This is a genomic window from Croceivirga radicis, from assembly GCF_002072105.2.
GTDB classification, from domain to species: domain Bacteria; phylum Bacteroidota; class Bacteroidia; order Flavobacteriales; family Flavobacteriaceae; genus Croceivirga; species Croceivirga radicis.
This window is the reverse complement of record NZ_MTBC01000001.1, coordinates 317654-342373: the sequence shown is the minus strand read 5'-3', so window position 1 is coordinate 342373 and position 24720 is coordinate 317654. Positions and strand designations below refer to the sequence as shown.

The following is a 24720-nucleotide window of genomic DNA, read 5'->3' as shown; positions in this document are numbered from 1 at the left end:
TGAAACGTTATTTCTTATAGGTTATACTGTTGATAAATTGCTAATAACTGTTGTTTTTAGCTACATTTGCCCTACAATAAATTTTATATGGAAGAGACCAAAAAGTCCTTGAATTTTATAGAACACATTATTGAGGAGGACCTCGGTAAAGACTATTCTAAAAGCGATTTGCGTTTTAGATTTCCACCAGAACCTAATGGGTATTTACATATAGGACATGCTAGTTCTATTTGTTTAAATTTTGGTCTTGGTTTACGTTACAACGCACCGGTAAATCTTAGGTTTGATGATACCAACCCTGCCAAAGAAGAAAAGGAGTACGTAGATGCCATTAAAAGAGATGTGGAATGGCTTGGTTTTCAATGGGATAAAGAGTGCTATGCTTCAGATTACTTTCAACAATTATATGATTGGGCGGTACTGTTGATTAAAGATGGTAAAGCCTATGTAGATAGCCAATCTTCAGAGGAAATGGCAAAACAAAAGGGAACACCAACAGAACCCGGTGTTGAAAGTCCATACAGGAACAGGACAGTTGCCGAAAATCTTGCGTTGTTCGAGCAAATGAAGAACGGGGATTTTGAAGAGGGTATACACGTTTTGCGCGCTAAAATTGATATGGCCAGCACCAACATGTTAATGCGTGATCCCATTATGTATAGGGTAATACATAGAGCACACCATAGAACAAATACCGATTGGTGTATTTATCCAATGTATGATTGGACCCATGGCGAAAGTGATTATATAGAACAGGTATCGCATTCTTTATGTACGCTGGAATTTCTTCCGCATAGAGAGTTGTATGATTGGTTTTTAGACCAATTGGTATCTAAAGATAAGTTAAGGCCAAAACAACGAGAGTTTGCAAGAAGAAATCTATCGCACACCGTTGTTAGTAAACGTAAATTATTAAAATTGGTAGAAGATGGTGTTGTCTCTGGATGGGATGATCCAAGAATGCCAACAATCTCTGGAATGCGTAGAAGGGGTTATCCGCCAGAATCGATTAGGAATTTTGTAGATACCATTGGTATTGCCAAAAGGGATAATGTTGTGGATGTATCGTTATTGGAATTTCACGTTCGTGAACATTTAAATAAAGTTGCGCCACGGGTAATGGCCGTACTAAATCCCTTAAAAGTGGTAATTACTAATTATCCTGAGGGAGAAGAAGAATGGTTAAAAGCAGAGAATAATCCTGAGGATGAGAGCGCAGGAACAAGGGAAGTACCTTTTTCAAGGGAAATATACATTGAGCAGGAAGACTTCAAAGAAGAAGCCAACAGAAAATTTTTCCGTTTAAAGTTAGGTGGAGAGGTTAGATTGAAAAATGGGTATATTATTAAGGCAGAAAGCTGTACTAAGGATGAAAATGGCAACATAGTAGAGGTACAGTGTACTTATGATCCAAAAAGCAAAAGTGGAAGTGGTACAGAGGAAAGTCTACGAAAGGTTAAAGGCACCCTACATTGGGTTTCTATTAAACATGCAGAAACTGCTGAAATAAGATTATATGATCGTTTGTTTACAAATGAAACTCCTGACGCAAATAAAGAAAAAGATTTTATGGAATTTGTAAACAGAGATTCTTTACAAATAGTAACCGGTTATTTGGAGCCGAGTTTAAAAAATGTAACAATTGGCGATCAGGTTCAGTTTCAACGTTTAGGTTATTTTAATGTGGACCAAGATTCAACGGATGAAAAATTGATTTTTAATAGAACAGTTGGTCTAAGGGATACCTGGGCAAAATTGAAAGAAAAATAAGACTATTATTAAAGTCTATGAATTAACCTGTGCCTATTAGTTTTTACTATACAAATCGGTATATTTTAAAGGCTATTACTGCATTTAATTAAAGCGGAGGTGTCTTGCCTTGACTTAAAATCAGTACGCCTGTTAAAAGCCTTTAAAATGTGTTTTAACAAAAAACCCAATCATTTTTGATGATTGGGTTTGTTTTTTTGGAATCAATTAGAATTACTCTTTTTCCTTTTTGGAAGCCTCCTTCATTTTTTCTCCAATCATATTGCTAGCGGTAAATGAAGCCACCATATTATTTAACATATCGCTTCCTGCTTGCGGAGAGTTTGGTAGCAATATTAGATTGGTGTTTGTTTCTTCCCCTATAGATTGCAAAGTATCATAATGTTGGGTAACTACTATAAGTGCAGATGCTTCTTGAGAATTAATACCAACTTTGTTCAAAACTTCAACAGATTCTTCCAGACCTCTTGCAATTTCCCTTCTCTGATCAGCAATACCTTGTCCTTGTAAACGCTTACTTTCAGCTTCCGCTTTTGCTTTTTCTACTATAAGAATACGTGCTGCGTCACCTTCGAACTGAGCAGCAATTTTCTCTCGTTCAGAAGCATTAATACGGTTCATGGCTGCTTTTACTTGTGGATCTGGATCTATATCTGTTACTAGGGTTTTAATAATGTCATACCCATATTCTAACATAGCATCCTGTAATTCACTTTTTACTGCAATAGCAATATCATCTTTTTTAACAAAGACATCGTCCAATTTCATTTTAGGTACTTCTGCACGTACTACATCAAATACATATGAAGTTATTTGATCATGCGGGTATTCCAATTTGTAAAAGGCCTCATATACCTTTTCCTTGATAACAACATACTGTACGGATACTTTCAGTTTTACAAATACATCGTCTAATGTCTTTGTTTCAACTATTACGTCTAATTGTTGAATTTTTAGTCCTACTCTTGCAGCAATTCGTTGTACAAATGGAATTTTAAATTGAATACCAGAATGTCTAACACTGGTAAATTTACCAAAGGTTTCTATTAGTACGGCTGTTTGTTGTTTAACAATAAACACACCGGATAATACAGCAAAGATTACCAATATTAAAATTGGAATAAATAAGAAGTTCCCCATAATTTAAGATTTAATTGTTGATTATTTTGTTGTAAGGTACAACAGTTACCGAAGGATAAGTCTTATTTATTTCAATTTTGTTACAAACTGTGTATGGCTTGTTTTATTCTATGTATGGTTTCTTCTTTGCCAATAATTTCCATGATATCAAAAAGATGGGGTCCTTTCATTGCGCCTACTATTGCCAAACGCAATGGGGGCATAATTTGTCCAAATCCTAGTTCGTTTTGAGAAATATATTGTTTAATAGAGGCTTCAATACGTTCAGATTCAAATTCAGAAATTGTTTCTATAACAGTAATTACCTCTTCCATTAATTTAGGGGTGTTTTCTTTCCATTGCTTATTGGAAGCTTTGGCATCATATTCGGTAGGAGCAATAAAGTAATAATCAATTAACTCCCAGAAGTCCCCAATGAAATTTGCTCTTTCTTTATTCTGACTAATAATTCTTTCTAGTGGTAAACTGTTTATTAGTTCCTCTGATAAACCTTTTTCTTTTAAAATAGGAATTAGGTTGACTTTTAATTCTTCTGGTGCTTTTAGCTGTAGATATTGATGATTATACCATTTGTTTTTTTCAGGGTCAAATCGTGCACCAGATTTGTTTACACGTTCTAGGCTAAAGGCTTCAATTAGTTCTTTTTTGGTAAAAAGTTCCTGTTCTGTGCCTGGATTCCAACCCAATAAAGCTAAAAAGTTAATCACGACTTCAGGAAAATAGCCTTCTTCTCTGTAACCTTTAGAATCGTTCCATGATAAAGGAAAAACAGGAAAACCACCTTTGTCTCCATCTCTTTTGCTTAATTTTCCTTTACCTGTTGGCTTCATAATTAAGGGTAAATGTGCAAATTTAGGAGCTGTCCACTCAAAGGCCTCGTACAATAAATAGTGGAGGGCCAAAGAGGGTAGCCATTCTTCACCTCTGATAACATGTGTAATTTCCATTAGATGGTCGTCTACAATATTGGCCAGGTGGTATGTTGGCATACCATCACTTTTAAACAAAATTTTATCGTCTAAAATGTTGGTATCAATTTTTATAGTTCCTCTGATTTCGTCTCGTAAAACTAACTCTCGATTTTCTGGTGATTTAAAACGAATTACATAAGGTGCACCAGAATTAATTTTATTTTGTGTCTCTTCTGGTGTAAGTAAAAGAGAATTATCTAATTTTTCCCGATTATGCCAGTTGTAAATAAAGGTTTTACCCTTAGCTTCGTGTGCTTTCCTATAGTTGTCTAAACTTTCTGGTGTATCAAAGGCATAGTAAGCCTTATCTTTTTCAATAAGGTTAAAAACATATTTTTTGTAAAGGTGTTTACGTTCGCTTTGTCTGTAAGGACCAAATTTTCCAGGATTACTGGTACTTTCATCTGGTTCTAGTCCACACCATTTTAAGGCCTCTTCTATGTAGTTTTCTGCGCCTTCTACATACCGGTTTTGATCAGTATCCTCTATACGTAATATAAATTTACCGTTGTTTTTTTTGGCGTATAAATAATTAAATAAAGCTGTTCTTAATCCACCAATATGCAATGGTCCTGTTGGGCTAGGGGCAAAACGTACACGAGTTTCTAGAGACATGATTTCAATTTTGCGCAAATATACAATATGAAATGGCGTTATTAAGGAAGATAGCTATTTGGGTTTAAGTGGATTTAACAGTTTATTTTTAAAATTGTTTTAGTAGCTTGATTAACTTGTAATAAACGGAGTTTATATGAATAATTTTGAAAGCGTCTTATACAATTTGCAGGCTTTCATTAGAAAGTATTATCTAATACAGCTGGTTAAAGGTGCTATAGTTTTTTTAACGTCGAGTGCCTTATTGCTAGTGGTCTTGGGTACTGTTGAAAGCGTTTTTTGGTTAGCTCCTGGAGTTCGTTTTGGTTTATTTCTGGTTGGTGGTATGTTGGTCTTACTCTTTATTTACCATTATATTTTAACCCCATGTTTATATCTATTTAAAATAAAACAAGGAATAGGACACAAAGAAGCGGCGAGAATAATAGGCAAACATTTTAAGGATATTGATGATCGATTAAGCAATGTTTTGGATTTATCAGAAGAGGCTGATTCTGATTTGATACTTGCCGCCATTAATCAAAAATCTGAAAAACTAAAAACCATACCTTTTGTAAATGCTGTTGATAGTAAGAGGATTTGGAAATACGCGTATTGGCTTTTAATACCTATTGGTATATTAGGATTGTTTGTAGTAAGTGGATTTATAGGAGATTATTTTAAGGGTATACAACGTATAGCCGATTATAAAACAGCTTACGTTAAGCCAGCACCTTTTCAGTTTTGGATTTTAAATGATAATCTCAATACTAAAGACAACCAGGGCTTGTCGCTATCCTTTACCACTAAAGGCTCGGTTAAACCAGAAGAAGTTTTTATTCTGTTCCAAGGAAAACGTTTTCTAGCAGAGAATAAACGAGAGAATTTTCAGTTTGATTTTCCAATTGAAAAAGAAAATTTTTCATTTCAATTATTGGCTGGAGATGTATATTCAAAAATTTATAAGGTAGACGTGGTAAAAACACCGTTGCTCACCAATTTTCAAATGCTCTTAAATTATCCTAAATATTTAGGTATGCAGAATAGAGTGGTTAACGGTACAGGAGATGTAAAGGTTCCTTATGGAACAACTGTTACTTGGAAAGTCAAAGGTTCAAATTTAGATCTTGTAGATTTTATAGAAGCTGATAGTGTTTCTTCTTTTATGTCTTTAGGTAATGAGTTTAAGTACCAAAAAAGAATTTTTAATCGGTTGGATTATCAAATTCAATTAGGTAATGCTTCTCTTAAAGAATATGAAAACATTCCGTATACAATAAATGTAATTAAAGATGAGTATCCGAGCATTTCTGTTACTAGTAAACAAGATAGCTTGGTTCCTAATGAATCGTTTTTTTCGGGTAAGGTTCTGGATGATTATAGTATTAATAAAGTTGAAATTGTATATAAAGAGGTCAACGGCAGCAAAGAATCTAGTTTAATACTGGAAAAGGATTTGGGCAGGTCTAATCAGTTTTATTATACTTTTCCTCAAGGTTTAAAATTAAGCCCAGGTAAGGAATACAGTTTTTATTTTAAGGTTACCGATAATGATGGTGTCGTGGGTGGTAAGAGCATTACTTCTGAGGTATTTACAACGAACATTTTAAGTGATCAAGAATTGGAGAATAGGTTGTTGGAAACTAGTAAGAGTTTGTCAGATGGTATTAATGAACAAATCTCAAAACGCGAAGAAATAATTGATCAATTAGAACAATTGGATAAGGAATTTAAAACCCAAACAGATTTTGGTTTTAATAAAAAAGAAGAGGTTAGAAAAGAATTACGGGAGCAGCTTGATCAAGAACGGTTAATGGAAAAGTTTGCCAATCAATTAAAAGAGAGTCTAAATGAAAAGGATGAATTATTGCAGGAAAGACTGGAAAGGCAAGAAATGCTTGCAAAAAAGAATCAGAAATTATTGGAAGAGCTAGAAAAGGTAGCGGATAAAATAGATAAGGAAGAATTGCAAATGCAATTGGATAAGTTGGCTAAATCCCAAGCAGCCAATAAAAGAAGCTTGGAACAGATTGTTGAATTAACTAAGAGATACTATGTGGCTGAAAAGGCAAAGCAGTTAGCAGAAGAAATCTATAAACTAGGAGAACGTCAAGAATTGCTGTCTAAGTTAAAGTTACTGGATAAGGATAACGAATCGTCACAAGAATCAATCAGGAATAGATTTTCTGTTATAAAGAAACAATTTTCCGAATTACTAAAAGAAAACGGAAGCCTTAAAAAAGGTTTTGATTTAGAAGTTGATGACGAAGAGCTTATTGAGATTAATAAGGATTTGGAGGATATCCAAAAGGAGTTTGAAAAGCATAACTTGGACGAAAATGTTGGGAGTGGTTTAGACGAACAATCTGGTAGTAAGTTGAAATCTAAACAGCGTAGCGTTGGTGCTAAAATGAAAGATTTAGGCGATAAAGTGTCTTTCTCTGCGTCTAATAGCGGCTCAACTGTAGCGGAGGATGCAGACATGCTTCGTCAAATATTAGACAACCTTTTAATATTTTCTTTTAAACAAGAAGGTTTAATGGAGCGCATGAATTTTGATAGGGGAGATTTAAATAGTTTTTCTAATAGTATAAAGGAACAAAAGAAATTAAGAGAATTGTTTACCCATGTAGATGATAGTTTGTTCGCACTTTCATTAAGACAAGTAGAGCTTGCAGATTTTGTGAACGAACAAGTAGAAGATGTGTATTATAATATGGACAAAGGTTTGGAAAGTATTGCTGAAAACCAACTTTTTCAAGCAAAAAGCTATCAACAGTATGTACTAACTGCTTCCAATTCTTTGGCGGATTATTTGGTTAATGTTCTGGATAATATGCAGGAAAGTATGAACCCTGGGAAGGGAAAAGGTAATGGTCAGGATTTTCAACTTCCAGATATTATAAGAAAGCAAGAAGATCTTAGTCAAAAGATGGGTACTGGTAATGAAGGAGAACAAAAAGATGGGAACCAAGGTTCTGGTAAGGAAGGAGATTCTAAGTCTGGAAATAGCGATGGCAAGAATGGAAATTCAGGTAAAAATGGTGATGATGGCAAGAATGGAGACGGGTCAGAAGGCAATCAAGGTAGAACTGGTAATGGAAAGAATGGCGAATCTAACGGAAAAGGTGACGGTAAATCTAAAGGAAGAGGTGAGGGTGGTTCTGGTAATGGCAGTGGAATGTCTGAAGAGGAGTTACAAGAAATATTTGAAATTTATAAAGCGCAACAGCAAATACGCTCTGTTTTAGAAAAGCAATTAGAAGATATACTAAATGATGAGGAACGTAAATTGGCGAAAAGTCTTGTAAAACAGATGCAGGATTTTGAAGATAGATTATTAGAGAATGGTATTACTAAGGAGAATATTAATAGGGTAAATGTTATACAGCAACAGTTGCTAAAACTTAAAGATGCGGAATTAAAACAGGGTAAAGATCCTAAGCGTGATTCTGAAAAGGTAAAAGGATCCTTTTCAAATACGATTAAAAAGGAATATAGGGATGCGCGCGAGTATTTTCAACAAACAGAGATATTAAATAGACAACCATTACCTTTGCAAACTGATTTTAAAAATCGGGTTAAGTCCTATTTTAATACTAATGATTGAGTTTGTAAACGAAACAGAATTTGAGCTAAATGATATTTCCTTGTATCCCGATTGGTTAACTAGGATTATTAATGGGCATGAAAAGGAGGTAGGCGATTTGTGCTTTATATTTTGTAATGATGAGTATCTGCATGGTATTAACATGAAGTACTTAAACCATGATACCTATACGGATATTATAACTTTTGATTATGTAGATGGAAATTATATTTCTGGTGATATTTTTATTTCATTGGAACGTATAAAGGAAAATGCCGTAGTTAATAGGGTATCTTTTTTAAATGAATTATTGCGTGTTATGTCTCATGGTGTTTTACACCTATTAGGTTTTAAAGATAAAACAGAGTCAGACGCAAAAGAGATGAGATTACAAGAAGATAAATCAATTAATATGTTCCACGTGGAACAATAGAGCTATGTTTGATAAGGAGTATGATGTTATTGTAGTAGGAGGTGGCCATGCTGGAGCGGAAGCCGCCGCGGCTGCTGCCAACATGGGTTCCAGTACATTGTTGGTAACAATGAATTTGCAGAATATTGGGCAAATGTCCTGTAATCCTGCCATGGGCGGAATTGCAAAAGGACAAATTGTACGTGAAATTGATGCCCTTGGTGGCTATAGTGGAATAGTATCGGATCGCTCTGCCATACAATTTAAAATGCTCAATAAATCCAAAGGACCGGCAATGTGGAGCCCAAGAACGCAGAATGATAGAATGCGTTTTGCTGAGGAATGGCGTTTATTGTTAGAGCAAACGCCAAATGTTGATTTTTATCAAGAGATGGTAAGTGGTTTGTTGGTAGAAAATGGCAAAGCAGTTGGTGTAAAAACCAGCTTGGGTTTAAAGATAAAAGGAAAATCAGTTGTACTTACAAATGGTACTTTTTTAAATGGTTTAATACATATTGGCGAAAAACAATTTGGTGGAGGTAGAGCTGGTGAAAGTGCTGCTACAGGTATTACGGAGGAGTTGGTTCAATTGGGTTTTGAGAGTGGTAGAATGAAAACAGGCACACCGCCTAGAGTGGATGGTAGATCATTGGATTATTCTGTTATGATTCCCCAACCTGGAGATAGCAAGCCTGAAAAATTCTCGTATTTAGATACGCATAAGTTAACCACCCAACGAGATTGTTACATGACGCATACGAGTGAGTTGGTGCATGATTTGCTTAGAGAAGGTTTTGATCGTTCGCCAATGTTCAATGGTAGAATTAAGAGCTTGGGACCTCGTTACTGCCCTTCAATAGAAGATAAGATTAACCGATTTGCAGATAAGGACAGACATCAGATATTTGTAGAGCCAGAAGGTTGGAATACGGTAGAGGTTTACGTAAACGGTTTCTCTACTAGTCTGCCGGAAGATGTTCAATTTAAAGCATTACGTTCTGTTAAGGGATTTGAGAATGTAAAATTCTTTAGGGCGGGTTATGCCATAGAGTATGATTATTTTCCGCCTACACAGTTAAAGCACACATTGGAAACCAAGCTAGTGGACAATTTGTTTTTTGCAGGGCAAATTAATGGAACCACTGGTTATGAAGAGGCGGCTTCTCAGGGTCTAATGGCGGGTATAAATGCGCATCTAAAAGTATATGATCAAGACCCTTTTATTCTTAATAGGGACGAAGCATATATTGGGGTTTTGGTTGACGATTTAATTACCAAAGGCACAGAAGAGCCGTATCGTATGTTTACCTCCAGAGCAGAGTATAGAACCTTACTTAGGCAGGATAATGCAGATTTAAGATTAACACCAAGGGGTTATGAAATTGGATTGGCATCAGAAGAACGGTTAAAAAATATGGAGCGCAAAGAAAAAGAATCTAGTGACTTTGTCTCCTTCTTTAAAAACACAAGTTTTAATCCAGATGAAATTAATCCAATTTTAGAGCGTTTGGATTCTTCTTTGGTGAAACAATCTGACAAGCTGTTCAAGGTTTTTTCTAGGCCTAAAGTTACAATGGATCATATGTTACAATTGGACAAAGTTTCAGAATATGTAACGGAAAATTATTTGAATACCGACGTGTTAGAACAAACAGAAATTCAGGTTAAGTATTCTGGGTATATTGAAAAGGAAAAGAATAACGCAGACAAATTATTGCGTTTAGAGGGGATTAAGATTCCTAAGAATTTTGACTACGCCAAGTTAAAGTCCTTAAGTTTTGAGGCAAGAGAAAAACTAAAGGAAATTGAACCGGTGACTATTTCACAAGCATCTAGAATTAGTGGTGTTTCACCTGCCGATATTTCCGTGCTTTTAGTTCACTTAGGGAGGTAATGTTCCACGTGGAACAATAAAGCTATACTAGAAGATAAATACTTTAGCCTCTTTTGAGGCTATTGTTTTTTAAAATCAATATGGAAGTTTATTTAGAAACTAAAGACTATTCTGTTACCAAGGAGTCATTTCAATTGTTGTATGATTCCTCCTTAGATATGTTGGTCACTAAACCTGTGCCTTCAGATTTAAATCGTTACTATCAGAGTGAGGATTACATTTCGCACACAGATGGTGCAGATTCAATATTCGAAAAGCTGTATCAATTCGTAAAAAGGTTTACCCTTAAACGTAAGGTAGTGATGTTAAATAAGTATATAGGTGATGAAGGAAAACTTTTAGATTACGGCGCTGGTACGGGTGATTTTTTATCTGTTGCTAAAAGTAAAGGTTTTGTTGTTTCTGGTGTTGAACCAAATGCTAAGGCCAGAGGTTTGGCTAAGCAAAAGGGTATTAATTTACAAGAGAACTTGAATAGTTTGAAGCCAGGAAGTTTTGATTGTATTACGCTTTGGCATGTTTTGGAACATGTGCCTGATTTGGAAGATACAATAGGCAGATTGGTTTCACTTTTAAAAAACAACGGTGTGTTGGTTATTGCGGTTCCTAATTTTAAAAGTTGGGATGCTAAACATTATAAAACCTATTGGGCCGCTTTTGATGTGCCTAGACATCTCTGGCACTTTTCGCAAAATAGCATTGTGCAATTATTTGGTAAGCATGATTTAGCCTTACAAAAAACGAAGCCCATGTATTTTGATTCGTTTTATGTTAGTATGCTATCTGAGCGCTACAAAGGTGTCAAAAACACACTTATTAGAGGATTTCTGAAAGGGTTATACAGTAATTTAGCTGCAATAGGTTCCAAAGAATGGTCTTCCCATGTTTATATCCTCAAAAAAGCCAAATAAGCCGCTCTAAGGCCTTAACGGCAACCACCTATTGTATGGTAAGGCGACAACCCAAAAACGCTCTTAAATCACCTTGTATAATCACAATTTCTATAACTACACGTTATAGGTTCTTCTTTGTGCTATAGGTTATGCTTATACATAATTAAAAAAGAATTTTACTTACCTAAAATGGATTTTATATTTTAGCCGCAACTTAAATCGATAGAATGAAAAAATTAGGATTAATACTAGGTTTGGTAATTATGGTTTCTTGCCAGCAAAACAAAATTGGTTTTGTAGACAATGTAAAATTGATGGATGGTTACCAAGAAAAATTAGATGTAGAAGCAGATTACAAAACCAAAGCCGATAAGTTGAATAGGAAGAGAGACAGTATTTCGCAAGCCTTTCAAATGGAAGTACAAGCTTTTCAAACAAAGGCAAATTCAATGTCTCAGAAAAAGGCGCAAGAAGAATATGGCATGATCCAACAACGTGGGCAAATGATGGGTCAAAGCTTACAACAAGAAGAACAATCCATACAACTAGCTGGTCAGGAAAAAATGGATAGTGTAGTTAAAAAAGTAAAGGCAAAGATAGAAGCCTACGGTAAAGCAAACGGATACACCTACATCCTTGGTGGAGGAGAAGGTGGTAGCGTACTGTATGGTGAAGAAGCAAATGACTTAACTGAAGAAGTACTTAAGATTTTAAACGACGAGTATAAGCAGTAATAAAATAGTTTATAATAGAAAAAGGCCTTGGGAAACCAAGGCCTTTTTTTGTTCTATTTACTAAAAATTGACTATTAGTTATGTTGTGTTATCAAAAATCAAATTGGACCACTATCCCAGTTGGTTTAATCAGAATCTATTTAGTTACCAAAAAGAGTAACAAACATACTGGGACTAGGTAAATTACTATGGTTTTTGCCCCCTCATAATCTTTGGCAACCCGTTGGCCCAATAAGAGCATTAGTAAAGTCACTGCCGCTAGTAATACACCATAAAAGGCAAAAACCACATCATTAAACAATAACAAATGGGCAAAACCCATAACGGATAAAATCCCCGCAACAAGCTCCATTACCAAAATTGTTCCTAACAAAACAGGCACCAAACCAGAAAAAGGAGTTTCTTCAAAATGACTTTTTAGCCAAGATAAGTTTCCATGCCAATCAAATACCTTATCCAAACCACTTTGGATAAAAACAATAATAATCATGGCTAATAAGATAAGTTGGGTTGCGTTTTCAGTAAAATGTAAATGCATGTCTTAGTTTTTTAGGCGGCTTTGCTGTGAAGCAAACGCGTTAGTTTAATAGAAAGGTCTGTAAAAATAAGTTTGGTATTACCGTTGCGTTCCACGTGAAGCATGGCTTTTTCCAATTCTTCAATAATGCCCATAATATTATTCTCATGAACAAAAGGGGCAAACTTGGCCAAATCAAAATTATCTACACCAATGCTGCTGTAGACCAAATCATTGGCTCCATAGTTTAACAATAGCGCTTGTCTAATAATGGCAATGCAGTATTGTATAAATTTTTTTTGCACTTCCCTTCCTGTTTTAGAAAGTTCATCGCTCCACAATAATAAGTCATGAATGGCAGCTTTATTACCCTTAGCCTTAAAAGCGGTACGTACCCATTGAACAAACCATCGTTCAAAAACCAAATCTTCAGAATCCTGGTTTAATAAGTCTATAGCCTTGTTGTAATTTCCGTTTGCTTCGTGCGCCAACCTATTGGCTTCATCATTAGAAGCACCTTTTAACAATAAGCGTTCTACGATAACGGGTTCTGGCAAAGGGCCAAACTGTAATATTTGGCAACGGCTTCTAATAGTATTGATTATTTGTTCCGCATCTTCCGCTATTAAAATTAGAACCGTTTTGTTTGGTGGCTCTTCAATTAGTTTAAGTAATTTATTGGCCGCAGAAGCATTCATTTTTTCTGCCATCCAAATCAACATTACCTTATAACCACCTTCGTAGGATTTTAAGGTTAATTTCTTTACAATTTCCTGTGCTTCTTCGGTTCCTATTAAACCCTGTTTCTTTTCAATTCCAATGGCTCGGTACCAATCAAACAAATTACCGTAAGGCTGTTCTTTAAGAAATTGCCGCCACTCGTTAATATAATTGTCACTTATGGCATGCGTTTTTACCTTATCCGAGTTAGCTACTGGATATACAAAATGTAAATCTGGATGGGTAAATGCGCTGCATTTTAAGTTACAACTACTATTGTCTCCAAGATTTTCACCGCCCGTATTGCCGCAAAGTATATATTGGGCATAAGCTAGGGCCAATGGCAAGGTTCCACTACCTTCTGGCCCCACAAATAATTGTGCGTGCGGAATTCTACCTGCGTCTGCGGTGGCCGCTAAGTGTGTTTTTAAATGGTGCTGGCCTAAAACTTCTTTAAACAACATATGGTCAAAGATACATATTTGGCGATATGTAGAAATTTAAACTAAAATGCACCAAAACTTTACAAATTTTCAGAATAACCCCTTTACACAGCGTTGGTAATTGGTTACTTTTGAAGCTTAAATCCAATTTTGATATGAGAACAATAGATGACTATAACTTCGCAGACAAAAAGGCTTTGATCCGTGTAGATTTTAATGTGCCTTTAGATGAGGATTTTAATGTTACGGATACTAGTAGAATCGATGCTGCCAAACCAACTATATTAAAAGTTTTGGAAGATGGTGGTAGTGCCGTTTTAATGAGCCATTTGGGTAGGCCAAAAGGTCAGAGTAATCCTGATTTGTCCTTGTCTCACATTTGTGATAAAGTAAGCGAGATTATAGGCGTTCAAGTAAAATTTGTTGCAGATTGCGTTGGAGAAAAGGTAGAACAGGCCTATTCAGATTTGCAAAACGGCGAAATTTTACTTTTGGAAAACTTACGGTTTTATGATGAAGAAACTAATGGTGACGAAGCATTTGCAGAAAAATTATCCCATTTTGGAGATATATATGTAAATGACGCTTTTGGTACGGCCCATAGAGCACATGCCTCTACAACGGTGGTTGCCAAGTTTTTCCCAGAAAATAAATGTTTTGGTTATTTATTGGCAAAAGAAATAAAAGCCATAGATAAGGTTATGCAGACCGGTGAAAAACCGGTAACCGCTATTCTTGGCGGAGCAAAGGTATCTTCAAAAATTACCATTATTGAAAATATCTTGGATAAGGTAGATAATTTGGTAATTGGTGGCGGAATGACCTATACTTTTGTGAAAGCAAAAGGAGGAAAAGTAGGAGATTCTATTTGTGAAGACGACAAAATGGAATTGGCCCTAGATATTCTAAAACAAGCAGAAGAAAAAGGCGTAGCCGTGCATTTACCGGTAGACGTATTGGCCGCAGATGATTTTAACAACAATGCCAAAACCCAGGTAGTAGACGTTACAGAAATACCAGACGGTTGGCAAGGTTTAGATGCAGGACCAAAGACCTTGGAGAACTTTAAACAAGTAATTCTAAACTCCAAGACCATTTTATGGAATGGCCCTGTTGGCGTTTTTGAAATGGAATCTTTTGCCAAAGGTACCATTGCCATAGGTAACGCAGTAGATGAAGCAACTGCTAAAGGTGCCTTTTCCCTAGTAGGTGGGGGTGACTCTGTAGCCGCGGTTAAGCAATTTGGTTTTGAAGATAAAGTAAGCTATGTATCTACTGGTGGTGGTGCCATGTTAGAAAGTTTAGAAGGTAAAACTTTACCCGGTATTGCTGCAATAATGGCATAATCAGTCAGTTATAGAAATAGGGGCGTTCGTTAAAATTCTTGTTTTTTGTTTGGTGGATTTTAATTATTGAACAAAAAGATGCATTTTAGCGCGTCCCATTCCAAACTGAGGTGTCAAAGATGATTAGAAAGCGAATTTTTTGGGGCATTGTTGCTCCCCTAGGTATTCTTACGGCCACGGCACAAGAAACCCCACAAAAGGCAACAGAGCAGGATAGTACGCAAACTACAACCGTACTTAATGATACACCATTAAACATACCTGCAATTGCAAAAAAGCAAGAACTTACCACAACAGAAGAGTTTGAACAAGCGTATGTTTATGATAGTCTTTGGTTAAAAGAACTTAGGGACAATCATAAGTTTTATGATGAGATGTATGCAGAAGTGGTTCGTATTAATTACGACTCAATTTTCGCTGCAGACTTACCTACAGATACGTTAAAGGCCAGATTACAACGTTTAAATGCAAAAACGCCTTTTAACGTAGAATACAATCCTTATTTGGAACAGGTAATTCAATCCTTTTTAAAAAGAAAACGTGGCTTAATCCACAGAATGATTACCGCAAGCCAGTTTTACTTTCCGCTATTTGAACAAGAACTAGATATTCATAATATTCCGTTAGAAATGAAATATTTAGCCATTGTGGAATCGGCATTAAACCCAACCGCCAAATCTAGGGTAGGAGCTACGGGTCTATGGCAGTTTATGTTTGGAACGGGAAAAATGTATGGCCTAGATGTAAGTAGTTATGTTGACGAGCGTAGCGACCCCATTGCATCTACCCAAGCAGCCGGAAAATACTTGTCCAAGTTATATAGTATTTTCAATGATTGGGATTTGGCATTGGCTGCTTACAATTCTGGACCGGGTAATGTAAACAAGGCTATAAGGAGGTCTGGCGGACACACAAATTATTGGAATATAAGACCCTTTCTTCCACGTGAAACCGCTAATTACGTGCCATTGTTTTTGGCTACCATGTACATGTTTGAATATGCAGACGAACATGGTATTGTTGGCTTAAAGGCAGATAGACCTTACTTTGAAACGGACACAGTGCATGTTAAAAACATGATTGGTTTTGAACACATTTCAAAACTGGTAAAAATTTCAGAAGAAGAATTAAAATTCTTGAATCCATCCTACAAACTGGATATTATTCCTAAAGTGGACGGTAAAACTTACCCGCTACGTTTGCCACTAAAACATATTGGAGCATTTGTAAGCAATGAAGATTCAATTTACTCGTATGCTAAAAGTGAATTTGAAAAGAAAGAAAAAACATTACCAGATTTAGTTACCAGTACAGACCGTGTTAGGTATAAAGTTAGAAGTGGTGACTACTTAGGCAAAATAGCAGAACGTTTTGGTGTTGGTGTTAGCCAAATTAAAAGATGGAACGGATTGCGAAATAATAACCTCAAAGTTGGCCAACGTCTAGTTATTTATCCCAGAAAACCAGTTGCCGTGGCAACTACTACAAGCAAGAAAAGCACCACGCCCACAACCACGAAACCTGTAAAATTACCCTCAGATCCATCTAAAATCCATGTAGTACAATCAGGAGATTCTCTTTGGACCATATCTAGACAATATCCTGGCATAACTATTGATAACTTACGAAAGTGGAACGGTTTAAGCAACAACAACCTTAAACCAGGAACAAAACTCAAATTGTGTAATTGTTCTTCGTAAATTAGAGGATATGAAAAAATTAGGAACACTATTCATTTTGGCCCTTGCGGCCCTTACCGTTTATTCCTGTAAACAAGAAAAAAAAGCCGCCAATTTTTTACCTGGCTCTACAGGAAGTGAAAATAGCCTTATGGTGGTTATGGATAATAGCTTGTGGCAAGGAGAAGTTGGCGAAAAGGTGCGAGAGGTTTTTGCCGCCCCTGCTGTGAGTTTAATGCCAGAGCAGGCCATACTTACACTTACACAGATACCGCCGGAAGTATTCAAAGGAGCTACTACGCACGCACGCTCTGTTCTGTTTGTCCAAAAAGACACGTTGACGATAGCCCATGTTAAACGAGATGTATACGCAGACCCTCAAAATATAGCCGTTGTAAAAGGTAAAACAAATGCCGAAATAGTTGCGGGTATAGAAAAAATTGGAAAAGAAGCCATAACTGCCTTCAAAGCTGTTGAGATTGCCGCGGTTCAGGAGCGTTTTAATCGCTCGTTAAGCAAAGAAACGGCCATAGAAGATGAATTGGGTGTTAAGCTTACCTTACCATCTGTATATCGTGTTGGAAAGCAAGAAAAGAATTTTGTTTGGGTAGACCGCCAAATACCAAAAGGAAACATGAATATTATTGCCTACAGTATTCCAGAGAAAACGTTTACTAGTGATTCTACATTTGTTCAAGATATAGTTAAGTTAAGAGATAGTATAGGTAAAAAATATGTTCCTGGTCCTGATGCAGGCACTTATATGATGACAGAAAAAGCATTTGCTCCTTATGTGTTTCCTGCAGAAATAGGAGGAAGAAAAGCGGCAGAGGTTAGGGGTATATGGGAAATTAACGGTTATCCAATGGCGGGTCCGTTTTTAATGTATATTATCAACGATAAACCCAACAAAAGAAAATTGGTGTTAGAAGGATTTACTTTTGCCCCTAATACGCAAAAAAGGGATTATATGTTTGAATTGGAAGCGGTATTGAAAACGCTTGAGTTTTCCAATGAAACAGAAATGGCTAGCAAATAAAACCTGAGTTGTATAAATAAAAAAGCCCCTAAACAAGGGGCTTTTTTATTTATGTATTAGCTGTAATTTACATTGAAACAATTATAAATTCTGAACGTCTGTTCTCTAAGTGGTTATCTCTACTACACGGAATACCGTCCTCACAATTGTTAAGTGGTCTGTCTTCTCCAAAACCTTCGGCACTGGCAATTCTAGAAGGGTCAATACCATTTTTAATTAAGTAATCCCTGGTTGCCTTGGCCCGCTTATCAGAAAGATATTGGTTATAAGCCCTACTACCTCTACTATCCGTGTGCGATTCAATTTTGATGACCATTTCAGGATACTCTTCCCAAACAGCCAACAACCTATCTAACTCGCTTGCCGCATCTGATTTAATGTAATACCGGTCAAAGTCAAAGTTTATGTTATCAATTTTCAACTTCTTAACCCCGTCCTCCATAACAATAGGGGCAGCCTCTTTTTTCATTAATAACTCTAGACTAATACGCGCTTTGTCTTCTGTAGCAATACTTTTACTGTCCTCATTATAGCTTAAAAGATTGCTTACAATGGTATAGTTGCTTTGTTTGCGAACATCGTCAAACTGAAATCTTCCTTTTTCGTCCGTAGCTATTTCCGCAAGCTTATTTTGGTCCTCATCCAAAAGGGCCACAAGAGCCTCTTGGATTGGATTTCCTGTTAGTTCGTCTAAGACCACCCCTTCAATTATAGCATTCATATCTACAGGAGGTTTAATCTCTAAATTAGTAAAGGCATAAATATCATCATCACCTTTGCCGCCATCTCTATTAGAAGCAAAGTAACCAGAATTATTTACCTCGTCCATTACAAAAGAAAAGTCGTCCTTATTGCTGTTAATAGGTTCTCCTATATTGGTTATGTTTTTATATTCTTCGTTAATTATATCAGCTTTATATATATCTAAACCTCCAAAACCTTCGCTTCTGTTGCTAGAAAAGTACAAGGCGTTTTCAGACACAAATGGGAACATTTCTTTTCGTCTAGAGTTAACACCCTCTCCAAGATTTATTGGTGCAGAATAACTCCCATCTTCTTTAATGTTAACGTAATAAACATCCGTTGCGCCATAACCACCAGGCATATCAGAAACAAAGTATAATTTGGTTCCATCTTGGTTCATTGCTGGGTGACCTGTAGAATAGTTTTCACTATTAAATGGCAGTTCTTTAGCTTCTGACCAGCCGTTTTCTGTCTTGGTAGAGGTATAAATTTTTAAATGGTTAACACCATTTTGGTCTCGTTTTAGTTTTTTACCATAGTTGTTTCTGGTAAAGTAGATGGTGTTTTTATCTGGTGAAAACGTAACTGCCGCCTCGTGGTATTTACTATTTATGGTTTGGGGTAACTTTTCCACGTTTTTAACCTTTTCTAAATCATCGCCTACCTCGCCAACATATAAATCCAAGTAGGGTTGCTTGTTCCATTTATACCGTCTGGTTTTTAAAAATGCAGAATCTTTGGAAGAGGCATATAAGAATTTACCCGCTCCAATTATCATTGGAGAAAAGTCTGAGTATTCTGAGTTAATGTTTAAGTTTTTAATCTCTACCTCATAAGGCTTGCTATTCTCTGCCAAGCTATTTTCAATGGTGCTAGCCTCTTTATCTGCCAAAAGGGTTTGTTTATCCTGCGCATTAAACACCTTCATAATTCTATTGGCCTTTTTATATCTACCGGTTCCCTTTAAAGCATGTGCGTATTTAAATAGGTCGTCATTACTAACTGCATCTGCATCTTTTTTGTATGCAATCTGGTAGTACTTACTGGCCATCTTCATGTTGGAATTGAAATAGTGAGAATCACCAGCCCTTAGCCATACAGCCGCTGGAAAATCTTTTTGTTTTCCGTTTAAAGCTTCATCATATACTTTAGCCGCCTCTGCATACCACAATTTGTCAAAAAAGCCATCTGCTCTTTTTATCAACTTATTGTTTACAGTAGTTTTTGTGGTTGATTTACTTTTGGTTAGGCTGTCATTCTTTTTGTTTTCGTTTAGAATGATTCGTTCAATCTCCGCATCTTCAAACTCCAATAGGGAAACAGACTGTGCCGAAATAGTTAGGCAAAACAGGAATAGCGGTAGTAAGAATAGTTTTTTCATGGCTAGATTATAAATGGCCTATTATGTTTTAGTTTGATATTTAGGCGATTACATCATGCACTTTAAAGTACATACTAGCTACGAAAATAGATTGTTAATAAGTAGTGGATTAATTTTTGTTGTGAAACAAAGAAATAGTGAAGTAAAAGCGTAAAGGTGTGGCGGTCTTGAAATCTGTTAGGAGCTAAAAAAGAAAAAGACCGATGTTATTCGGTCTCTTTTTTTCCTTCTATTTGCTCATCTTCCTTGGAGGCATCCTTAAACTCCTTTATGCCGCTACCAAGACCACGCATTAATTCTGGTATCTTTTTTCCACCGAACAACAATAATATGGCCAAAACAATCAATACAATTTGCCAAGGTCCAAGCATTCCAAGAATAATAGTACTTAAAACCATAATCTTTCTGTCTTAAATGAATATCAAAAGTACAAAATTCAACAGAGCATAGGTGTTAAATACCAAAATTTGAAGTTTTACTTTCAAAAAAATGTAAATTAACCGGTTGTTAATTGCTAAAATACCTTTAAAGTAAAGGTAAAAGCACGTAAATTAATTTGTAAACCTATCTTTGTCTATTATGGCAAAAAAAGCTAAAAAGCGTAAGGAAATTAAACGAAAGCTGTTACACAAGTACAGGTTGGTTATTTTAAATGAGAATACGTTTGAAGAAAAGATATCTTTTAAACTAAACCGGTTAAACGTATTTGTTACTGGCACGCTTTTTATTATCGTTTTAATAGGACTAACCACGTTATTAATTGCCTTTACACCATTAAGGGAATACATACCTGGTTATTCTTCTACCCGCTTAAAAAGACAAGCTACCGAGCTTACTTATAAAACAGATTCTTTAGTAAACGTTTTAAATTATACCAATGGGTATTTGGAGAATATAAGAAAGGTATTGCGTGGAGAAATTGAAAACAATGAGTTTACAAGAGATTCTTTATTCGAAAGATATAAACTGGACCCGTCTACCATAAATCTAGAGCCAATTGAAGAAGATTTGGCCATGCGCGAAGAGGTAGAATTAGAAGATAAGTACAATTTATTTGAGCGTAATGTTAGTGGCGGTGGAAATTTATTGTTTAAACCAGTAGATGGCTCTTTAACAGAAACATATAATGCAGATAAGAAGCACTTTGCCGTAGACGTTGTTGCCCAAGAAGGCGCGCCGGTAAAGGCCGTGGCCGCGGGCATGGTAATTTTTTCGGAATGGACCTCAGAAACGGGTTATGTAATCATTATTGAACATAAAGACGATATGATTTCGGTTTACAAGCATAACGGATCATTAAGTAAAAGCCAAGGAGATGTAGTAAAGGCAGGAGAGGTAATTGCTGCCGTGGGTAATACAGGCGAATTTACGACTGGCCCGCATTTGCATTTTGAACTATGGCTAAACGGCAAACCAACCAATCCTTTAGATTTTATAGACTTTAAATAATATGTCCTTAAAAGCATTCGCTGCCAAAATTTTTGCCAATAGAATTGCCAAAAAAAACAGTAAATGGATCAACAATCCTATTGGGGCTCAAGAAAAGGTATTTAAGAACCTTATAAAAAATGCAGAACATACTACGTTTGGTAAAGACCATAATTTTGGCGCTATTAAAAACCATGTAGATTTTGTAAAGCAAGTTCCCATCCGTGATTATGAGGAGTTAAAACCCTACGTAGAACAAATTCTAGAAGGTAAAAAGGATGTGCTTTGGCCCGGCAAACCATTGTATTTTGCAAAAACATCGGGCACAACCTCTGGGGCAAAATTCATACCCATAACCAAACCTTCTATTAAAAATCAGGTAAACGCTTCTCGCGATGCCATCCTTAATTACATTCAAGAAACAGGCAATGCCGATTTTGTAGATGGGCGAATGATTTTTTTGCAGGGTAGCCCAGAAATGGAAGAAAAAAACGGCATAAAGTTGGGTAGATTATCCGGTATTTCGGCACACTATGTACCCAACTATTTGCAAAAAAACAGATTGCCTAGCTGGGAAACCAATTGTATTGAAGATTGGGAAACCAAAGTAAATGCCATAGTTACCGAGACGGAAAATGAGAACATGACCGTTATAGCAGGCATCCCTTCTTGGGTACAGATGTATTTTGAAAAGCTACAAGATAAACACCAAAAAAAGGTTGGTGATTTATTTAAAGACTTTCAGTTGTTTATTTACGGTGGCGTGAATTATGAACCATATCGCGCCAAGTTCGAAAGTTTAATAGGCCGTAAAGTAGATGCTATAGAATTGTTTCCAGCTAGTGAAGGTTTTTTTGCTTATCAGAATTCCCAATCCGAAAAAGGAATGCTCTTACTTACGGATGCCGGTATTTTTTATGAGTTTGTAAAGGCAGACGAATTTTTTGATGCAGATGCAAAACGTATCACCCTTAAGGACGTAGAATTGAACGTAAATTATGCCATGATAATTTCAACAGATGCCGGATTATGGGGATACAACATAGGAGATACCGTTCAGTTTATTTCTAAGGACCCTTATAAAATAATCGTATCGGGTAGAATTAAGCATTTTATTTCTGCCTTTGGAGAACATGTTATTGCTAAAGAAGTAGAACAAGCAATGAAAGATGCCATTGTGGCCACGGATGCCCAAGTGAACGAATTTACCGTTGCCCCACAAACCACACCAGAAAGTGGATTGCCCTATCATGAATGGTTTATAGAATTTCAGAAAGAACCATCAGATATGGAATTGTTTATACAAACCTTAGACACATCGCTCCAAAAACAAAACAGCTACTATTTTGATCTAATAGAAGGCAAGGTTTTAAAACGTTTGCAAATAGTTAAAGTGCAAAAAGATGGATTTAAAGCTTACATGCAATCCATTGGTAAGCTGGGTGGACAAAACAAAATACAACGCCTTTCTAATGACAGAAAATTAGCAGAAGCCTTAACTGCATTTAAAATAGGGTAAGAAGATTTCCCGTATTTTTACACTGAAATAGTGAATATGACGGCAATTAAGGAAACTACACGTGCACAAGAATCTACCAACGCCATAGAGCGTTTGTATGTTACCATGCGGCATTTGTTAAATAGGGGATTTTATAAACCTTCCGGTGTTTCTGGCAATGCATTGCGTAACGCATTGTTGGTACTAAGACCAGAAATTTACGGTTCGGTTGCAGAAGATAGAGGAGAGTTAAACGGACTTATTTATGTTTTAGAACGCCTACCTATGGGCATAGAACAATGTAGGTATATCAATTTAACGTCAGATGAAGGCATCTCAAAATCGCACTTGCAGCCTATAATTCCGCCAAAAAGAAGAAGAAACTGCTATCGTATAGACGATGAGCAGATGAATATTGAAATTACTCGTGGTCGCTCAGACATCTATGATATTTTAACGCACTTAACCTTTTTGTTTATTGAGGCAGATAAAATATGTGAGCGTGTATGGATAGAGGAGGATAGTACTACCATTCGGGATTGGCAAAAGTTAGAAGAATTTGTTAAGCAAACAGAACGTACGGAAGATGAGCGCGAAGTTGCCTACATACATGTAGCCAATATCCTAAGTAGAACGTATGCAGAGGTGGTAGCGATACAAAAGAAGTTTGCTACCGATGCCATGCCAGACCGTTTTCTAGAGTTTATTTATTGGTTGGGCAAGTTGGCTATAGAAGAGGTGGCCACAGGCAACAAAAGAACAATCACTTTTAGTCCGCTCTTAAGAGAACGATTGGGTCACCACATTCACGGAGAACGATGGGCTACCACTATTAAGGAGACGCTAGAAAAGTATAATTTACTGGGCAGGCCTTTACACATTATAAGCGCTAATATGCATAGTGTAATGAATTCGCTGTTTGCGAGAAAAGTGCTTGGAGCAGAGTTTGAAGGTAAAGACGATTTAGAGATTTATCAGGCTTTAAGTTTATCAGAAAATAAAGAGTTACGGAATAAAGTAGAGAAGGTGGCTATTGCCAATGGTATGATACCTATAGAAGATACTTCTGGAGCTAACATCTCCGTACAGTTATTTGACACGGCAAAATTTAATGATGCTGCCTGTTGCTACAAGGTTGACACTAGCATTCCTGAAGATGAAAAGCCCGTAATTTTTGTGATGGATTATGCGTTTGGCGAGCAGGCATACGAAACAATTGACGAGTTGTTGAAACCATTAGAAAAAGGAGATGACAAAATTTTTCTGAATGTAGATTCTGTTTCCATTATGGGTAAAGCAGGAATTCTAGAGGGCGGTAAGGGCGACTTAATGATACCTTCTGCACACATTTTTGAAGGTACTGCAGATAACTATCCTTTTGAGAACGAACTATGCGCCAAGGATTTTGAAGGTCATGGACTTAAAGTTTTAGAAGGAACCATGGTTACCGTATTAGGTACGTCTTTGCAGAATAAGGACATTTTAAAGTTTTTCTATGAGTCTACCTGGAACGTTATTGGTCTAGAAATGGAAGGTGTTCATTACCAAAAAGCCATACAATCGGCTTCAAGGGTAAGAAAAAGTGTAAGTAAGGATGTTAAGGTTAGATATGCATATTACGCATCAGATAATCCTTTGGAAACAGGTAGTACGTTGGCTTCTGGTGGTCTAGGAACAACGGGAGTAAAACCTACATATCTTATTACCTATAAAATATTGGAGCAAATTTTTATATGATTTATACTAATTGGTTTTTGATAGTTTAATCAGGATTATCCAATAGAGTCCAAAATCTAGTATAATTAATAAAAATCTTTAGCAAAGCAAGCTTATAAGATGATAAATGAAATTGAACTACAGGAAGCCTATGTTAGGGCCAATAGCTTTGTTAAAATAAGCGAGATCTGAATGATAAGTAATCCAATCTT

The 24720-nt window shown here is 36.2% G+C and carries 18 protein-coding genes; 12 read left to right on the top strand and 6 right to left on the bottom strand.

Going from position 1 to position 24720, the window contains the following annotated elements:
- The first annotated feature begins 87 nt into the window (after positions 1-87).
- Positions 88-1770, top strand: coding sequence for a glutamine--tRNA ligase/YqeY domain fusion protein (locus BUL40_RS01575; RefSeq protein ID WP_080317804.1), 1683 nt, complete (start codon positions 88-90; stop codon positions 1768-1770).
- A gap of 213 nt (positions 1771-1983) precedes the next feature.
- Here BUL40_RS01575 and BUL40_RS01570 read toward each other — a convergent pair whose 3' ends face one another.
- Entirely contained in the window at positions 1984-2910 is a 927-nt protein-coding gene (locus tag BUL40_RS01570; RefSeq protein WP_010516349.1) for an SPFH domain-containing protein, read from the bottom strand.
- Between the two features lie 80 nt (positions 2911-2990).
- Positions 2991-4496 (bottom strand): glutamate--tRNA ligase, encoded by a 1506-nt coding sequence (gene gltX / locus BUL40_RS01565; RefSeq protein WP_080317803.1) that lies wholly within the window; start codon positions 4494-4496, stop codon positions 2991-2993.
- A 136-nt stretch (positions 4497-4632) separates the two neighbouring features.
- Here gltX and BUL40_RS01560 point away from each other — a divergent pair, with 136 nt between their 5' ends.
- The 5 genes from BUL40_RS01560 to BUL40_RS01540 all read left to right on the top strand — a co-directional run bounded on the left by BUL40_RS01560 (position 4633) and on the right by BUL40_RS01540 (position 11997).
- Complete coding sequence (locus tag BUL40_RS01560) at positions 4633-8085, top strand: hypothetical protein (RefSeq protein WP_080317802.1); 3453 nt, start codon at positions 4633-4635, stop codon at positions 8083-8085.
- Positions 8078-8497: an rRNA maturation RNase YbeY gene (ybeY, locus tag BUL40_RS01555; protein WP_080317801.1), complete on the top strand. Its 420-nt coding sequence runs from the start codon at positions 8078-8080 to the stop codon at positions 8495-8497. The genes BUL40_RS01560 and ybeY overlap by 8 nt, the downstream gene beginning before the upstream one ends.
- 4 nt (positions 8498-8501) lie before the next feature.
- Entirely contained in the window at positions 8502-10370 is a 1869-nt protein-coding gene (gene mnmG, locus BUL40_RS01550; RefSeq protein WP_080317800.1) for a tRNA uridine-5-carboxymethylaminomethyl(34) synthesis enzyme MnmG, read from the top strand.
- 80 nt (positions 10371-10450) lie between these two features.
- Positions 10451-11281, top strand: a complete 831-nt coding sequence (locus BUL40_RS01545) for a class I SAM-dependent methyltransferase (RefSeq protein WP_080317799.1) — start codon at positions 10451-10453, stop codon at positions 11279-11281.
- 209 nt (positions 11282-11490) lie between these two features.
- Positions 11491-11997, top strand: a complete 507-nt coding sequence (locus BUL40_RS01540) for an OmpH family outer membrane protein (RefSeq protein WP_010516339.1) — start codon at positions 11491-11493, stop codon at positions 11995-11997.
- Positions 11998-12133: 136 nt separating this feature from the next.
- On the opposite strand, the gene BUL40_RS01535 is transcribed toward BUL40_RS01540, so the two are convergent.
- Both BUL40_RS01535 and BUL40_RS01530 read right to left on the bottom strand, forming a co-directional pair.
- Entirely contained in the window at positions 12134-12535 is a 402-nt protein-coding gene (locus BUL40_RS01535; RefSeq protein ID WP_080317798.1) for a DoxX family protein, read from the bottom strand.
- Between the two features lie 11 nt (positions 12536-12546).
- Complete coding sequence (locus tag BUL40_RS01530) at positions 12547-13698, bottom strand: DNA polymerase III subunit (protein ID WP_080317797.1); 1152 nt, start codon at positions 13696-13698, stop codon at positions 12547-12549.
- Between the two features lie 134 nt (positions 13699-13832).
- On the opposite strand from BUL40_RS01530, the gene BUL40_RS01525 reads away from it, so the two are divergent.
- The 3 genes from BUL40_RS01525 (at position 13833) to BUL40_RS01515 (ending at position 17741) form a co-directional block, all read left to right on the top strand.
- Positions 13833-15023, top strand: a complete 1191-nt coding sequence (locus BUL40_RS01525) for a phosphoglycerate kinase (protein ID WP_080317796.1) — start codon at positions 13833-13835, stop codon at positions 15021-15023.
- A 119-nt stretch (positions 15024-15142) separates the two neighbouring features.
- Complete coding sequence (locus BUL40_RS01520; RefSeq protein WP_080317795.1) at positions 15143-16723, top strand: LysM peptidoglycan-binding domain-containing protein; 1581 nt, start codon at positions 15143-15145, stop codon at positions 16721-16723.
- 10 nt (positions 16724-16733) lie between these two features.
- Positions 16734-17741, top strand: a complete 1008-nt coding sequence (locus BUL40_RS01515) for a DUF4837 family protein (protein ID WP_080317794.1) — start codon at positions 16734-16736, stop codon at positions 17739-17741.
- 67 nt (positions 17742-17808) lie between these two features.
- Here the strand turns inward: BUL40_RS01515 and BUL40_RS01510 are convergent, their stop codons facing one another.
- Both BUL40_RS01510 and tatA read right to left on the bottom strand, forming a co-directional pair.
- Positions 17809-19866, bottom strand: a complete 2058-nt coding sequence (locus BUL40_RS01510; protein ID WP_080317793.1) for an OmpA family protein — start codon at positions 19864-19866, stop codon at positions 17809-17811.
- A 206-nt stretch (positions 19867-20072) separates the two neighbouring features.
- Positions 20073-20264, bottom strand: coding sequence for a twin-arginine translocase TatA/TatE family subunit (tatA, locus tag BUL40_RS01505; protein WP_010516327.1), 192 nt, complete (start codon positions 20262-20264; stop codon positions 20073-20075).
- 181 nt (positions 20265-20445) lie between these two features.
- Here tatA and BUL40_RS01500 point away from each other — a divergent pair, with 181 nt between their 5' ends.
- From BUL40_RS01500 to BUL40_RS01490, 3 genes are read left to right on the top strand one after another with little or no spacing between them, the layout of a single operon-like run.
- Entirely contained in the window at positions 20446-21315 is an 870-nt protein-coding gene (locus tag BUL40_RS01500) for a M23 family metallopeptidase (protein WP_010516325.1), read from the top strand.
- A gap of 1 nt (position 21316) precedes the next feature.
- The gene (locus BUL40_RS01495; RefSeq protein ID WP_080317792.1) at positions 21317-22813 is read left to right on the top strand and encodes a GH3 family domain-containing protein; all 1497 of its coding nucleotides are present in this window, start codon (positions 21317-21319) and stop codon (positions 22811-22813) included.
- 36 nt (positions 22814-22849) lie between these two features.
- Positions 22850-24529, top strand: coding sequence for a DUF6909 family protein (locus tag BUL40_RS01490; RefSeq protein WP_080317791.1), 1680 nt, complete (start codon positions 22850-22852; stop codon positions 24527-24529).
- Positions 24530-24720 lie beyond the last annotated feature (191 nt).